This is a genomic window from Candidatus Vagococcus giribetii (assembly GCF_017316185.1).
Classification (GTDB): domain Bacteria; phylum Bacillota; class Bacilli; order Lactobacillales; family Vagococcaceae; genus Vagococcus; species Vagococcus giribetii.
Genome location: NZ_JAFLVX010000030.1, coordinates 1 through 14,805 on the forward strand (window position 1 = coordinate 1; position 14,805 = coordinate 14,805).

A 14,805-nucleotide genomic window follows, 5' to 3' on the forward strand; every position below is an offset into this window, starting at 1 on the left:
TTTGTAAAAAAAGAAAAACCGCGAAGCAACCCACTACCTAGGATGGTAGGTTACTTACACGGTTTATATTACACTCTCTGTTACATCGTAATATTGAAATAATAAGCAAAAAATTTTATGTCACTTTAAACTTTGCAACAGAACCAAATTTTTTAACTGCAAAAATTGATTTACGAATGACATTATGAAAGACACTCTGTTATAATTATATATGTATTAATAAAATATACGATTACACTCAATTCTGACTTCATTATTAGATAGCGTAAAATTCTTTAACATTGATATCATTAAAACTTTTATGTAATATTTTTATCTTAGGTTCTTCCAATTTTATTTGTTCTAATCCCACTAACGAAGTATCTACTGAAGTAACTAAAAATCCCATACGAGATAAAGGTACACTGTCTCGACCTTGCCCAGCTCCTAAGTCAATCAACGTTCCCTTAGGTAATTGTTTCATATATTTTATTAATTCAGGATATGGATTTCCAAAATAGTTTACTTCTTTATAATATTTATCATACAAACTCATTATTTTACCCCTTTTATTTGAATTTTTAACTAACAATAACATCAGATTATATCTACCTAAGGATTAAATAACAGATTATTATTTTCCCACTCTTTCTATAGGATAAGTCATTCCTGTTTAGAACTCTTCAAATCCTATAGATTTATAGAACGGTATCAAAGATTTAGTACACATTAACTGAGGGAAAACTTTATTTTTTTCACATTCAATTATTAGATTTTTAATGATTTCCTTTCCAATCCCTTGATTTTGATAAGAAGGATACACTCCAACACCACATATTAAACCAGTGATAATGCCGTCAGAAATAATCCGACCAGTTCCAATTAAAGTTAGGTCATCATAAACATAGAGGCTATACCAACTTCCCATTGCCATATTTTTTAGTTCATCTACAGATAAACCTACTTGGTTCCAGTTCAATGTTTGATAAAGTTTTCCAAGTCTTCTATTTTTTTAATTAGTCTGATAATTATAAGTAGCCATTTTCAATCCTCGCTTTATCTAATTCCCATATTCCTTAAATACTATTGATAAATTGTCTATCTTATTATCGTAAGTATCTAAAACATAGCTTTCTATGTCACTTTCCAAACTCTTCGTAAGATTGGATTTAAGTTCTATGGTTAGTACGTTTTTGATTTGTTTTTCATTACTAGCTACTTCCGAATTCATATATAATTTTTCAATATCAATTGGAAAGTTTGTTTTTATTATTTTGTTTTTTTCAATAATAAAGTCCTCTAGAGCCTGGGGTTCTTCCTTGGTGGACGGTCTCACAGAAGTTTCTGAATCAATGAGCTGTCGAATTAAATGTTCTAATTCTTTTCCAGATAAACTATCTGTTTCAGTAATTTGTTTAATATTTAAATCCATATTACCTAGATAATATTCTGGTAATTTATTCTGTAAACTTTGTAATTTAGTATCATTGATACTTGTATCTGATAATGTTAAATGAATTGTCTTTTTTTCTTTTGAGATTTTCTTTTCTAAAATCAGTGAGTCTTTTAATTCACTTTCAATAAATCGATTTAAATTATTTTCATTTAATGAATCTTTGACCATTGACGAAGCCGTATAAATACTAGGTATAATGATAATAATTGTCAAGATAATAAACATTGCATTTGTTGATTTCTTTTTTTTTGAATCAATCTGCTTATCATTTTTTGCTTCAAAAATATAAACAGTTATAAATGTCGAAAGACTGATGAAAAAGATATTAATAACAAACAAATAGAACGTACCAAAAATATAAGTCATATTCTGAATTGAAATAGCATATCCCAATGTACAAAGAGGCGGCATAAGTGCTGTAGCAATAGCAACTCCAGGAACAATATTGTTAGCAGTTTTTTTCTTAAACCCTATTACACCAGCTACTCCTCCTGTAAAAGCAATCACAACATCCCAGATAGTAGGATTTGTTCTGGCTATTATTTCACTACTCGCATAAGTTAGTGGTGAAAAAGAAAAATATAGCGTTGAAACAACTAGACTGACAACTACTTGTAGCGCTAGTAAGGTTAGTGATTTTCTTAAAATGGAAGTGTCTTGAAAAGCCAAACTAATTCCTATCCCTATCACAGAAGTCATTAGAGGAGAAATAAGCATGGCTCCTATAACAATTGGTGTCGAATTCATATTCAAACCAATAGATGCAATAAAAATAGAACAAATCAGAATAATAATATCCTCGATGTTAAAATGTAATTCACTATTAATTTTCACTAGAAATGGATTATCTTTTTTATTGTATGTATTCATGATTTCATCCTTTCATTAGTATATTTTAAAGTAGTTAATCGAATAATGAAAGTTTAAATGTAACGTAAAATAATAGATATGATTTAACGACATACACAACATTTAAATTTTTTAAGAAGAATAATGATATCGTGTGAATTGGCAACACTTTTCTGTACAAAAATTATAAGGTCTTTATTTTCTTTTGATAGTTATATTATGTCCCGCTAAATAGCCTGTTTCAACTCCCAATCTAAACGGTAATTAATCGGAGATTGATACCCAAGCTTGCCATGTTTTCTAAACTTGTTCCACCAATTGACATAATCCATTAACTCATATTGCAGTTCGAACAATGATTCAAAAGATTGTTGGTAAATAAACTCAATCTTAAACGCTCGATAAGTTGCTTCTGCCACGGCGTTGTCATAGGGACAACCAGGGCGTGATAAAGAACGCTGTATCTGAAATGCAGCTAATAATTCATCAATACTTTGATTATCAAATTCTTTTCCTCGGTCTGTATGAAAAATTTCAACGTCATCTAATGGCTGTTCAATCGTTCCGATTGCCTGTAACACAAGGTCCACAGATTTGTTAGGACCACTAGAATAGCCAACTATTTCTCGATTGAATAAATCAAGAATAAAGCAGACATAATGCCACTTTTGACCTACTTTAGCATAGGTTAAATCTGTCACTAAAGCTTCCATAGGTTGCATTCTATCGAATTGACGTGATAAAACATTAGCGATTTTCTGTTCATTTTTACTCGTTGCCTGAGGCTTAAATTTCAGTGTTGTGTAGCTTGAAATGAAATTGAACTTATTCATGATTCGTCGTATCCTTCTTCTTGAAACAATTAATTCTTGATCGTTTAAATCATCTTTAATTCTTCTTGCTCCGTAGGAGTTACGGCTATTTGTAAAGGACTCAATGACTGCTTTTTCAACAATAGCTTCTGATTTTTTTCTTTTAACTTCATAGTAATAAGCCCCACGAGAAATTTCTAATCTTCGACACATCGCTGATACACTGTACTTCTTTTTATTTTTTCTAACAACTTCTACTTTCGTCCGAATATCAGCGCTGCTTGCTTTAAAATATCATTCTCCATCATCAATTCTTTATTTAGTTTACGTAATTCACGCAACTCTTTTTCTTCTGGCGTCAAATTATCTTTCTCTTTGAATGATCCTGACTGATTGTATTGTTTGACCCATTTGTCAAAAGTTGATGGCGTTAAATCATATTCTCTTAAAATATCTTTTCTAGGTTTTCCTGATTTATGGAGTTCCACCATTTGTTTCTTAAATGATTCTTTAAAGGTCCGTCTTGGTTTTCTGTTAGTTGTCATGAGATAAGCTCCTAATCTGTTTTTTATTAAGTATAGACACCTTATCTTTTTTGTTCAACTAAGTGTAACCTATTCAAAAAAAGCATCTACTAATTGAGTAATTTTGAAGATTTCTCAATACAGTATAAAAAAACTATATAATCCATATATTCTGTATTCTCACCATCAAATAATTTGATAAATTTTATGCTAATGAGAGAGAAATATATAAGAATAATTAAGATATATGCTTATGTGTATACAAAAAAATGTCCTCTTAAGCTAAATTTTACTTAAGAGAACATTTTTTATTTATGTAGTATAAAAATTGTGGGATATTTTAATTAGATTTATTATTTATTTAATTTATCTTTTGTTTCATCAATAAAATCTTCGGCTTTTTCTTTAATATCTGAAGTCACTTCTTTTGTTTTACCAATCGCTTGATCTAAGATACCTTCAGCTTTTTGTTTATCATCACCACGTAAATCTCCAATAGTTTCTTTTGTTTTACCTTTAATTTTATCTGTATATCCTTTATCTGTCATAAAGATTCTCCTTCTCTGTATTTATTTATTTAGTTTTTTTGCCAGTAAATAATGATACCACGGCCACAACAATGACTGCTCCAATGATTGATGGAATAAGAGCCATTCCAGCTAAAGACGGTCCAAAGGAACCAAATAAAGATTGGCCAATTGAAGAACCAATTAAACCAGCAATAATATTAGCAATCCATCCCATAGATTTTCCTTTACTTGTTATAGCACCCGCTATAGCTCCGATAACTCCACCTACTATTAATGACCAAATGAATCCCATATATATCACTCCTCATCTAAAAATATTATTATTCTACTCTAGGTTCAGCGACTTCTTTTACTTTTGTTGCTCCTTTAGAAGACACTTTTTTGACTTTGTCAGTTTGATCAGAAACAAAGTCTGAAACTTCACTTGTAGCGTCACTCAACTTGTCCTGAACAGTAACACTATCTTCTTCGTATTGTTCTTTTGTTTTAATATCTACGACATTAACATTTACTTCTATAACTTCTAGACTAGTCATATGCTTTACTTCTTTTTCAATCACTCGTTTGATGTCTTCGTATATTTTTGAAATATCTACACCATATTCTGCAACGATATCTAAATCAACAGCAACTTCTTTTTTTCCTACTTCAACATCAATTCCTGAAGTTACATCATTATTATTAACAATCTTATCTGCTAAATTTGAAAAAAATCCACCATTAATTGTTAACAGACCAGGAATAGTCTCTAAGGAAATACCAATAATTTTTTGAATAACTTTGTCATCAAATGTTAATTCACCTTTTAACTCTGTTTTCTTTACATCTGTTTGTGTTCCTTTGTTCTCCATGATTGATTCCTCCAATTTATTTATTGTTATTTTTTTATTTCTTCAAAAAATTATTTTTTTGAAGGTAATAACCGATAAAAGCACCTAGTAACGTTAAAATGATAAGGATAATTGTTTTAAAAAATCCTAAACTAAAAAATGATATAGCTAAAACGAGGCCAATGAGAGCTCCCAAAATAGGAAACCTATATTTTTTTATGAAATCTTCCATTTTCTTATCCTCCTTAAATAACACGTGAGTTACTAGCTTTTTTATTTGAAACTTGTTTTATTTCAACTGTTATCTGTTTGGAATCGTTTATTCCAAGAAAGGTTGATAATTCTTGTTTTATTCGAAGAGATAATTCAGTTGTTTTATCAAGTAAATTAGTTTCATTATTAGAACAACTACCTGAGATAAAAATTTTAATTCTATTTTTTTTCATTGTAATCGATACTTTAGGCTTTTTTAACCAAGGTTCTTGAAATAGGACAGCAAATACAAATTGTTCGACGGCAGTTTTCTTAATGGAAAGACTACCGTTAGATTTAGGATGACGAATTTCTGTTTTATTTCTTGGATATAAGAGAATAAAAAAGAATAAGATGATTAAGAGTGTAATTATCAAGATACTTCCCCAAAATAGATAAAATGGAAGATAGGAACCTATAAAAGGATAATTTTCCATTTTGATAAACTTAAAGGAAAGATTTGCTAAGTATTGATTTTGTACAATGTTAGCAAATAAGAGCGGAAGTAGTAATACTATCGTTATTAAAATAAACACTTTTTTAGAACGGTACATATAAAATCTCCTTTCTAACTGTCTATAGTAACACTTTATTGTATATAAATATTAAAGTCAAAAAGAAAGCCTTTTTTATTTAAATTTATACATAAAAGGTTTGTTAAATGTATTTTAGAATAGAAAAGATTTTTTTGTGTGTTGTGTATTCTAAAATATGTATCTGGCTCTGTGAAGATTTTATATTATATATTTCTTGTTCAATTGAGTTCAGGATAGCTTATGAAATATAGCTATCCTGAAAATTTATTTTTTATAAATTTTTTAAGTTATCGTGATGCTGAGAGGTATGTATTAAATGGCTTTAAAATTTTCAGATGTGTAATCATATTCTAAATAGATTTAGAATCAGTTTCCTCCTATATAACGTGTTGTTTACCTTACAGTTTCTGCATTGGAATTAGGAAATGCAGGTATTCGAATTTTTCATTCGTCCCTTCTTGTAGGCTTATTAGAAGGTTTATTTGATTATTTGCTAAACCAATCAAATAAAACAATTTAACGCGACATTAGTATACAAAATCCCCCCTAGAGAATCCTAATTCTCTAGGGGGGTGTCATAGATGTTTTTCATTTGCAATTTATTTATGATATAAATTATTAAAGATTTCCTACTATTCTTAGTTAATACTATTAATTCCTTCTATTATTTTGTTTGGTAATATTCTGACTTAAATTTTAGGGATTTCAACATCTTTTGAAGTTAGTTTTTTGGTCGACCGCAAAAATGTCCTTGTGCGTTAGTGACTTCTCTGCCAGCCACAGATATTTCTAGAATTAAGCCTCTCTCAATTTTAGCGAATAATGCAAATGAATGAAACATCAATTGAAAATAAAAATTTAGTAGCTCAAATATCTTTAAGTTCATGAATAATAGCAAGAGATACTGTTAAAAATATTATAATTATACTTACAGCTATCTACTTTTTTGAGTTTTTCTAAAAAACATGTTATATTAAACAGAATAAACGTTGACATAATAATAATTAAGTCAACGTTTATTTGTTATTTTAACTGTATATAACTTATCTTATGTAAACTAATAAGATTTGAATTTTATTTTATACACACTCGATAATAGATCAATTTTATGGTTCCCCGCATTTACGATTGCACAAGAGAAACATAAAGTCGACCTATTAGCATTTCTTTTCAATTCAAACATTAAAAAAGTTTATACCTCTGCTACTAAAAAATGAAATTATCTATTTAAAATTTAAAACGGTAAATCTGATTCATCCAAATTGGAAAATGGATCAGCCTGTATTGGAGCTTTGTATTTCTCCATAATAACAGATATCTTTTTTTCATTTTTTAAAAAATAACTTTTAAATTTCTTATAGTCCTCTGAAATCAAAATATAGCGTGATGGATACTCATCAAAAGAAGAATCGTATTCTTCCTTTACAATTCCCGATTTACTTAATTTTTCTAGTACATCAAATACTCTATCACTCAAGTAACTCCTTAAATTGTTATCACTTTCCCATTGAACTACTTTTCTATAAGTTGAATTATCAGTTGAAAAGATAGAATTTTCATCCATAAACGCATATATTAGCAACAATCTTTCATCATTGTCAAATTCTATTGGATCAAAAATGTCTAAATTATCTTCAAAATCTTCATCAGTTCCTGTAACTTTTTTGTTAATTGCTGAAGATGTCTTATAAGAAATAGAATCTAAATCAAAACGTTTTGATTCTAAATTATTTTGTGCTTTTTCAATTACTGATCCAACTTTTTTTGTGAGAAACCTTCTGATATTGTCTTTGCTATATGTTCCGTAAAAACCTTTATCTTCAAGAGAATCCCTGTACTTCTTAACTTCTATATACTCTTCAGCCAAAATTTGTGGAACTGGTTCGTCTAAGAAAAAAATTCCTACTTCGCCTTTGCTATTTTTATAGAAGTAATCAATTTCTGCTATAGTTCCCGATCTATAATTATCAACTGGAGAGCCCAACTTATGGCCAAAAATCGCTAATAAAATATCGCTATTTTCTACAATTTGTTTATTAATAACACTTTGCCCAGAGCTATTATTTACATAAGTAGGAATCGCATTAGTTTCCCATCGTATAGGCATCAAAATCACTTTTGTATTATCTGTATTTTCTATATTCCATCTATATATGGTTTCTTCTACTTCATTCCTTTTTGCTGCTATATCACCTGGTGATGCTATAAATACTTTTATAAGATTTATGGTTTTCATTTATTGTACCTTTCTCTCTAGTTCTCTTTAAAGTAATTTTAGTATAAAATTTATTGTCTTTTACACTATAGTACAACCTTTATCTATCTAGTAAAAAAAGGCCCACTAAACTAATTGATTAGTTAGGAGCCTATTATAGATATATTTTCAACTCGCTTTTAAGCAAATTCTACTACTAGCTTTTTACCTAATGCCCTGGCGATATCATCAAGTTTATCGAAAGATACGTTATCCCCTCTCTCAATTCGAGCAATAGTAGATTGAGTTGTATGTGCTTTTTGTGCAAGCTCCGCTTGAGTTAGCCCTGCTTCCTCCCGAGCATGATAAAGAGCAACCGCAGTTTCGAGTTTTCTTCCTTCACGGTCATATGCTTCTGCAAAATCTTTATCTTTTTTCTTTTCTTCAATCAATTTTTTAATCATCATTTGTGAACCACTCCTCTCTAAGTTCTTTTGCATGCTTGAGTTCAGTTATTGGTGTTTTCTCCGTTTTTTTAGTAAATCCGTGAGTAATGACATACCTTCCATTGTCCACATGGAAATAGATGGCTCTTTGGATGTTTGATCCCACCTTACTTCTTAATTCGTACAAATTAGTGTCTAATTTTTTCACCCATTTCAACCGTTGAGCTACTAGCATCCCATTCTTTTCTGTTTCTTCTATTGTACGTAAAAGCTTCGCACTATCTTTTTTTGGTAATGTTTCCAACCATTCTAAAAATTCATCATGACCATTAGGTCTTTTAAATGTTTCAAAAGATATTTTTTCCATACCCAATTATATCATATATTGATTTTATATTATAGTATATAACATAAAAATTCGAATTGTATACTATAAAATATGCATTTTATTATCTATTTAATCCTTTATACTTAGTAAACAAATACTCGCACAAAACCATAGAAGAATTTGCAACAAGAATTGCTTCTTCTTCCTTAATTACTATTCTATTTGAGCCATGTGCATGAGCATCTCCTTGACTATTTCTCATTTCGAGTATTTTATCTGATAATGTATTGAGTGCTCCAACAAGGGCTTTGATTCTATTATCCATATCTTTTTCAGTTTTAATATTGAGGCGGCCAAATGCTTCTTTTCTTAATTCTTTTGACTTAAATAAATTAATATTAACACTCGGTCCTTCGGTATTTTCAATAATAAATTTTAGAACTTCATCTATTAAAGTATTTGCTTTTGTCAAAACAGAGTCAAAATCCTTGTTTTTAATATCTGTTTGAATCCTAATGGGTAGCTGCCGAATATAAAGTAAATCAATCTCGCTTGAAAATTTCATTTTTCTTAATGCAGTTGAAGTATCTTCTTTAAATACTTCCTCAAAAAGCAACTGAACTATGGGATTCATTTCAGTAGATTCATATTTTTTATCTCGATCCATAATACCTTTTAAAGATTGGATTAACCGATTCTTTAACGAATCATCAAATTGATCGTCAAGCAGAAACTTTTGAAAGGATACTCCCTTTGAGCCCCCATAATGATTTTGTATTTCAATCCCTACGATTTTCTTTGTAAATATGTTCCACGTTACATTAGTAAAGTCTAAAATATATCCCGCTGAACCAACTGAAAAATAAGTTGCTAATTGTTTTGCTTCGTCTATAGTCATCATTTACTTATACCTCTTAAATTGTATGTTGGATTATTTTCAAATAATTAATACCAAAGATACACTGTTCATATAAAAATGATATAATATTTGACTCATTGACTAATAGATTACTGTTGCAATACTTTGATAAAAGTTCGTTAAATTTCATAAATACATTTTCGGGTATTGATAATAGTCCTAAACCGTTGCTAAACATAATCTTATTCGCAATCAACAAGGCTGTACCCACATTACCATTCCAGAATATTTGATTTTTCGAAATGAATAGAAACAGTCGCAGGGCTTTTTCCGTATCTGATATCTCTTGATTCATTATCTCACCATATTGATTGTTTACCTCGTCTTCAGTTAACATTGGTGGCACATATCTTCCTTGAATCGTCGATACTTCTACCCCACCGGTTCGTATTTCACCGGGAAAAAGCGCATCCTCTGCTGCAACGATCCGATTAATCCGATTACTTGTCTCTATTAGGGGCTCCTGTAAGTCGTTTAAAAGCATTTCAAAGCCTCTTTTTAAGTTAACGACGGTCAGGACATCATCTACAGCCACATTATTAGCTCGATTATACTTGATAATCTCTTCTGTTTGTAATAGCGTTGTATTCAGTCCTTCAAATTTTCCCGCATTATAAACCAGTTCTACAATGTTTTTCTTCAATAAATACACAGACTCTTTGCGAGATAAGTGGTATTTATCAGGAAAGTTAGGTCGCTTTTCTTCGTTCATTTTCTCACCTCTTGAATTTTTCCTTCTATATATATAGGGCGTTATTCTGTCATAGATCCAAACTCTTTACTGCGGTATCTTTATCTTCCTGGGTGATCCCAATATAGCGTAAGGTCTCCCGTTGCGAAGAATGGTTGAGCAGCGACTGAATGATCTCTGTTTTGGTCCCTTGCTTGTACAAAAAATAGCCGAAGGTCTTGCGCATCGAATGGGGGCCAATTTCTTTTAAACCAACCGCTGTTCCTGCTTCATGAATGATCCGCCAAAGGCTTTGTCGGGTCAAAGGCGTATCTGCTCCTTTGCGACTTGGAAACAAATATTTGCTGAAGTCTTGTACTTGCAGCTGCTCAAGAAATTCTGATTGAACATAATCAAGAATCACTTTTCGTAATTTGTTCGAAATGAAAACCGAATTGTGTTTAGCTGTTTTTTGTTCCTTCATGGCCAGACGTTCTTTGACGATCACCCGGCCACGGGAAATTTCTAACACGTCACTTAATTTCAACTGTCTTAAATCGGAGATTCGATACGCCGTATTGATCCCGATCGAAAAAAGCACCAAATTTCGTTGCCCATATTTTCCGGAAGCCAAAATTGCCTTCATGGCATCGATCTTTTTTTTATCGCGAATCGGTTCCACGCTCTTCATTTTTAGTCCCCTTTCAAATGTTACTTAATATGATTATAACAGATAATAAGTCACATTTAAACAAGCTATAGAAAAAAGGCCCTAAAAGAAAAGTGATTTCCTCTTAGAGCCTCTAAGGATGGAGCGATTTTAATGAATGTGACAGAATCTGATTGTGTCACATTGGACTTTTGATATTTTCGGTAAGATTTGATTATCTCAGAACATTAATATTGCCCCTTTAAAAAATTTTGTCAGTACTTTTAAGTTATTCTATTCTGAAAATTCAAAATTTTCAGTCTATATAATTAACTTATATTCAGTTTTACCAAATGATAAGCTTTAAAAAGTATTCAGAATTTTGTCATGTTATGGATCCAATAAAGTAGATAGGGAGCGTCAATAATTTTGTGTAAATAACTCGTCCTTCTGCAAAATAATGGGTTACTCAGTAAACATTGAAGCTAATGTATCCGTCACTTGTTGGAAGCCTTTATGGCTTCTATTTAAGAATTTTTGATTGTATGTATCAAAGATGAATACTAGGAAATGCTCTAGTGATTCTTAGTTTCTCAATTCAACAACTATAATCAGAAGTTTTTGTGTCGGATTCATAAAGGTTTTAAAGAAATACAAGATACATTAGAATCAATGTTTTAACTTAACCGACAGAATGATTTTTTCCATTTACACATAATTCTTGACGCAACCGAAATTACTAATAACCATATTTTATATTAGATATAGACATCAATTCTTTTAATTTTTTTGATTGCTTTGCATTTAAAGATACACCGTCTTTTTTTATTGCATTTGATATTTCTAAATTCATACGACTTAAAATTAAAGGTACTGAAGTTCCTTCATTTTTCAGATTTCCAAGGTAGGTGTGCAATACCATTCGAAGGGAATCATTTCCTGAATCTGTCTCTAAATCATCTAATAATTCAGTAATAATTATTTCTGCTCTTTTGCTTCGATCATCTCCGCCAGAAAACCATTTTAAATTACTCATTTATTAATCCTCCTTAATTTTAATTTACTTTTAAATAATTTTATTATAATTTCTCGAAGTCACTTTTTATCTAAATCAACTATCAAATCGAGTCAATTACACAAGATTGTGGACTTGACTAATTTCTCCGTTGATAGAATAATGATTTTATCACTCAAAATTAAACTCTAATTTTGCATTCTTGTTAATCCCTTGAAACAATGTTTTGTAATATGATTTCGCAGAATCATTCATTTGCCCTTTGTATTTTGCTAAATACATTTCTTGTTTTTTAGTACTCAATCTGTTAGTAACCAATTTGCCTGTGTCAATATCCTCGGTTGCTAAACTTAACAGGTCACCGCTAGCATCATAGTGTTACCTGCTTGAACTAATTTTGCTTGTGGATCAGTAGCTGCAAATACTGGATCGGTAATAAACAATGTACCCAACGCAACAACCGCACTTTCAAGCTTAAACTTTGTATCTTTGATAAATTTTTTCATTTTATACACCTCTTGTTTTTATTTTATCGCAAAGGAATATTCCTTTGTAATGATTGATTTTCTTTTGGTTTTGTTTGCTTAATCAATTTGTCTAGGTTTCGTTTTTTCTGTGGTTGGTTACCACTCAACAAACGATTAATTGACTTCGCAAATTGGAACATTTTTACAGTCACTTCATTTTTTTCTGGTACGTCTTTATCCAATTCTTGGGATTGATCTTTGTTGGTATTTTCAATTTCTTTACTTAATTCTATTTTATCAGAATCAGGTAAATAAGCATTGCGATTAACGACCTTTTTCAGATTGTGTTTTGCTAACGGGCTTAGTTCATCAATATGTTTCATGCTATCTTGAACAAAAAATACACCTTGACAATCATTAGGAATTTTCACTGTCTGAATGTTAGTTAAGAAGCCTTTTGATTGTTCCAACATGGAATTAATTTCCTCACTGCTGAATCTAGCAACTCCTTCGACTTTAGAAAAATCAGTTGTTTTGTAATAGTCAGCTTTTGCAAGTAACATTTCGCCTTCTATGACTGAATCTATTGAAACATTTTTATCAAATTTTCTTTCAACTTCTGATTGAACATATTCTATCAATCCTTGTTTTATTCCTATCAGTTTTTCTTTTTTAATTGATAAAATTTCTTTTCTTTCAGGGTTATTTTCTTTTGTTATACTATCTTCAACTTGTTTAATTTTTGAATCAAGATAACGGCTAGTTTGAAATGGTTTTTCTTTAAAAATCTTTTTACTTTCTTCTTTTTCTATTACTCTTTCATTGTAAATGACCTCTGCTAACTGGTCTTTATTCAATAACTGTTTTCTAAATATGGTTTCATTAACCATTGCTCTAACTTCGTGATTTGAAAATTTGTCAATATTCAAACTTGGATAAGATTTTTTGAAGAATCTTTCTGCTTGTTTGTCTAAAATTTCATTTGCCTTTGTAAGCATATCTCGTTCACTACTAATTTTACTTAACATCAAACGTTGTTTTTGAATTTCCATTTTATTATTAAAGATAAGTGAATTTTCCCATCGTTTTAATTCACCTATTCGTTTATCAATATTTTCATCATTAATAAATAATTTCAATTCTTTTGAAAGATTTTTCAGTTCTCCTTTTTCTAAAGGTGAGAAAGTTTTTTCAAATTTTAAAGTGAAGTTTTGGTCTTGTTTAAACACTTTTTCTTGATTTTCAAGTTTATTAAGTTCGCTTAAAACATCATTGTAACTTTGAATTTCTAAATTTTTTCTTTTTAACTCGCTTATAACTCCTTTATCTTCTAATTTTTTTGAGTAAAATCCTTCGTGAATTGTTGGTAGTTCTTTTTTTCCAAGTTCCGCATGCGATTTTTCTGTTATTTGTTGATCGATATTTCTATCTTTTAAATATTGGTTGACTTTATCAGCCCAATCTTTACGAATTTCGGAAACAAGAGATTTTCTATCCCAATCATTTGTTTTAATTGAAACGGTTACTCTTTGCCCTTTTTCGTTAAAAATCTGATTGCCATTTTCATCTAGTTTAGGTATTCTTTTTCTTTTATTTAGAATATTACCTTCACTATCTACTTCTCTCATTGTTAACATGATATGAGCATGAGGATTGTTTTCATCATCTCTATGAATGGCTACGTCTGCAATCATTCCTTCACTGACAAAGTTATCTTTTACAAAATCTTCAATCAACATTCTTTGGTCTGAATTATTTAATTCAATTGGCAATGCTACATTTAATTCTCTACACAGTCTAGCATTAGGTTGCTTTTCAGATAATTCCATTTTATTCCACAATGTCTGTCTATCTAAATACTCATTAGGAACATAATCAGGTTTTAAAATAAAAGCTTCTGGTTTAACAGTTCTATGGTTGTATAGATTAGTTTTTTCGTATAGTTCACTATATAATTTTTCACCGCTTCGATAAGAAGCCATTGCAATTAAACTTCTTTTTCCGCCTTCTCTTTTTGCTATTGTCATAGATAAATGGAAGATTGCCAATTGTATCACCTCTCTTTCTTTTCAAACATGAGCGTAGCGAATTTTAACAAACACGCCTGACGATAAAACTAAACGAATGTTACGTTTTATAGCACATTAACCACAAACGTAAGTTAGTGGGTGTAAGTGCGCCCTTAGTAAAAAATCTAAGGGAATCTTTGATAAATTAATTCTACCACTTATCAATGAAAAAGCAAATATGTTTAATCTGACATTTTCGTTTATATTTATTGATTTTAGAAATATAATATAATATGATAGACATATACAAATTATTAGGAGGGATATTTTATGGAAAACC

At 30.2% G+C, this 14,805-nt stretch carries 18 protein-coding genes; all 18 read right to left on the reverse strand.

The genetic code is table 11. From position 1 onward, the window contains the following. Positions 1–256: 256 nt before the first annotated feature. Entirely contained in the window at positions 257–535 is a 279-nt protein-coding gene (locus DOK76_RS10985) for a class I SAM-dependent methyltransferase (RefSeq protein WP_206967736.1), read from the reverse strand. Between the two features lie 117 nt (positions 536–652). Next, on the reverse strand, positions 653–958 hold the full coding sequence (locus DOK76_RS10990; protein WP_206967739.1) for a GNAT family N-acetyltransferase: 306 nt from the start codon (positions 956–958) through the stop codon (positions 653–655). Positions 959–1,039: 81 nt separating this feature from the next. Further along, on the reverse strand, positions 1,040–2,305 hold the full coding sequence (locus tag DOK76_RS10995; protein WP_086952674.1) for a TIGR00341 family protein: 1,266 nt from the start codon (positions 2,303–2,305) through the stop codon (positions 1,040–1,042). A gap of 206 nt (positions 2,306–2,511) precedes the next feature. Further along, positions 2,512–3,641 (reverse strand): IS3 family transposase gene (locus DOK76_RS11000; protein WP_206967741.1). Its coding sequence is split into 2 segments (ribosomal slippage): positions 2,512–3,353 and positions 3,353–3,641, totalling 1,131 coding nucleotides; the frame shifts between segments, so codons are not numbered across the junction. A 332-nt stretch (positions 3,642–3,973) separates the two neighbouring features. Next, positions 3,974–4,168 (reverse strand): CsbD family protein, encoded by a 195-nt coding sequence (locus DOK76_RS11005; RefSeq protein WP_206967742.1) that lies wholly within the window; start codon positions 4,166–4,168, stop codon positions 3,974–3,976. 25 nt (positions 4,169–4,193) lie between these two features. Further along, positions 4,194–4,442 carry a GlsB/YeaQ/YmgE family stress response membrane protein gene (locus DOK76_RS11010; protein ID WP_206967744.1) on the reverse strand — a complete coding sequence of 83 codons (249 nt, stop codon included), beginning with the start codon at positions 4,440–4,442 and terminating at the stop codon, positions 4,194–4,196. A gap of 28 nt (positions 4,443–4,470) precedes the next feature. Beyond that, entirely contained in the window at positions 4,471–5,001 is a 531-nt protein-coding gene (locus DOK76_RS11015) for an Asp23/Gls24 family envelope stress response protein (RefSeq protein WP_086341007.1), read from the reverse strand. A 34-nt stretch (positions 5,002–5,035) separates the two neighbouring features. Then, the gene (locus DOK76_RS11020) at positions 5,036–5,212 is read right to left on the reverse strand and encodes a DUF2273 domain-containing protein (RefSeq protein ID WP_086341008.1); all 177 of its coding nucleotides are present in this window, start codon (positions 5,210–5,212) and stop codon (positions 5,036–5,038) included. Positions 5,213–5,225: 13 nt separating this feature from the next. Next, positions 5,226–5,786, reverse strand: a complete 561-nt coding sequence (gene amaP / locus DOK76_RS11025) for an alkaline shock response membrane anchor protein AmaP (RefSeq protein ID WP_206967746.1) — start codon at positions 5,784–5,786, stop codon at positions 5,226–5,228. 1,216 nt (positions 5,787–7,002) lie between these two features. Further along, the gene (locus DOK76_RS11030) at positions 7,003–8,004 is read right to left on the reverse strand and encodes a DUF4062 domain-containing protein (protein ID WP_206967748.1); all 1,002 of its coding nucleotides are present in this window, start codon (positions 8,002–8,004) and stop codon (positions 7,003–7,005) included. Between the two features lie 158 nt (positions 8,005–8,162). Beyond that, positions 8,163–8,429: a helix-turn-helix domain-containing protein gene (locus DOK76_RS11035; RefSeq protein ID WP_002339787.1), complete on the reverse strand. Its 267-nt coding sequence runs from the start codon at positions 8,427–8,429 to the stop codon at positions 8,163–8,165. Next, positions 8,419–8,775 carry a type II toxin-antitoxin system RelE/ParE family toxin gene (locus DOK76_RS11040; protein WP_002339788.1) on the reverse strand — a complete coding sequence of 119 codons (357 nt, stop codon included), beginning with the start codon at positions 8,773–8,775 and terminating at the stop codon, positions 8,419–8,421. Before DOK76_RS11040 ends, DOK76_RS11035 begins: the two co-directional genes overlap by 11 nt. Before the next feature lie 82 nt (positions 8,776–8,857). Next, a complete protein-coding gene (locus DOK76_RS11045) occupies positions 8,858–9,637 on the reverse strand; it encodes an abortive infection family protein (RefSeq protein WP_002396205.1) in 780 nt (259 codons plus the stop codon). A 13-nt stretch (positions 9,638–9,650) separates the two neighbouring features. Continuing rightward, positions 9,651–10,367 (reverse strand): Fic family protein, encoded by a 717-nt coding sequence (locus tag DOK76_RS11050; protein WP_206967750.1) that lies wholly within the window; start codon positions 10,365–10,367, stop codon positions 9,651–9,653. Between the two features lie 49 nt (positions 10,368–10,416). Next, the gene (locus DOK76_RS11055; protein WP_206967752.1) at positions 10,417–11,016 is read right to left on the reverse strand and encodes a tyrosine-type recombinase/integrase; all 600 of its coding nucleotides are present in this window, start codon (positions 11,014–11,016) and stop codon (positions 10,417–10,419) included. Positions 11,017–11,713: 697 nt separating this feature from the next. Beyond that, positions 11,714–12,010 (reverse strand): bacteriocin immunity protein, encoded by a 297-nt coding sequence (locus tag DOK76_RS11065; RefSeq protein WP_123866616.1) that lies wholly within the window; start codon positions 12,008–12,010, stop codon positions 11,714–11,716. A 329-nt stretch (positions 12,011–12,339) separates the two neighbouring features. After that, positions 12,340–12,495, reverse strand: a complete 156-nt coding sequence (locus DOK76_RS11070) for a hypothetical protein (RefSeq protein ID WP_206967756.1) — start codon at positions 12,493–12,495, stop codon at positions 12,340–12,342. A 23-nt stretch (positions 12,496–12,518) separates the two neighbouring features. Beyond that, positions 12,519–14,504 (reverse strand): MobQ family relaxase, encoded by a 1,986-nt coding sequence (gene mobQ / locus DOK76_RS11075; RefSeq protein WP_206967754.1) that lies wholly within the window; start codon positions 14,502–14,504, stop codon positions 12,519–12,521. Positions 14,505–14,805: the final 301 nt, after the last annotated feature.

Bases quoted from the DNA above. Each gene is read 5' to 3' on its own strand.
- DOK76_RS11035 (WP_002339787.1), bottom strand. From the start codon at position 8,429: ATGATGATTAAAAAATTGATTGAAGAAAAGAAAAAAGATAAAGATTTT.
- amaP (WP_206967746.1), bottom strand. From the start codon at position 5,786: ATGTACCGTTCTAAAAAAGTGTTTATTTTAATAACGATAGTATTACTA.
- DOK76_RS11040 (WP_002339788.1), bottom strand. From the start codon at position 8,775: ATGGAAAAAATATCTTTTGAAACATTTAAAAGACCTAATGGTCATGAT.
- DOK76_RS11050 (WP_206967750.1), bottom strand. From the start codon at position 10,367: ATGAACGAAGAAAAGCGACCTAACTTTCCTGATAAATACCACTTATCT.
- DOK76_RS11070 (WP_206967756.1), bottom strand. From the start codon at position 12,495: ATGAAAAAATTTATCAAAGATACAAAGTTTAAGCTTGAAAGTGCGGTT.
- DOK76_RS10995 (WP_086952674.1), bottom strand. From the start codon at position 2,305: ATGAATACATACAATAAAAAAGATAATCCATTTCTAGTGAAAATTAAT.
- DOK76_RS11065 (WP_123866616.1), bottom strand. From the start codon at position 12,010: ATGAGTAATTTAAAATGGTTTTCTGGCGGAGATGATCGAAGCAAAAGA.
- DOK76_RS11045 (WP_002396205.1), bottom strand. From the start codon at position 9,637: ATGATGACTATAGACGAAGCAAAACAATTAGCAACTTATTTTTCAGTT.
- DOK76_RS11020 (WP_086341008.1), bottom strand. From the start codon at position 5,212: ATGGAAGATTTCATAAAAAAATATAGGTTTCCTATTTTGGGAGCTCTC.
- DOK76_RS11010 (WP_206967744.1), bottom strand. From the start codon at position 4,442: ATGGGATTCATTTGGTCATTAATAGTAGGTGGAGTTATCGGAGCTATA.
- DOK76_RS11055 (WP_206967752.1), bottom strand. From the start codon at position 11,016: ATGAAGAGCGTGGAACCGATTCGCGATAAAAAAAAGATCGATGCCATG.
- DOK76_RS11030 (WP_206967748.1), bottom strand. From the start codon at position 8,004: ATGAAAACCATAAATCTTATAAAAGTATTTATAGCATCACCAGGTGAT.
- DOK76_RS11015 (WP_086341007.1), bottom strand. From the start codon at position 5,001: ATGGAGAACAAAGGAACACAAACAGATGTAAAGAAAACAGAGTTAAAA.
- DOK76_RS11005 (WP_206967742.1), bottom strand. From the start codon at position 4,168: ATGACAGATAAAGGATATACAGATAAAATTAAAGGTAAAACAAAAGAA.
- DOK76_RS10985 (WP_206967736.1), bottom strand. From the start codon at position 535: ATGAGTTTGTATGATAAATATTATAAAGAAGTAAACTATTTTGGAAAT.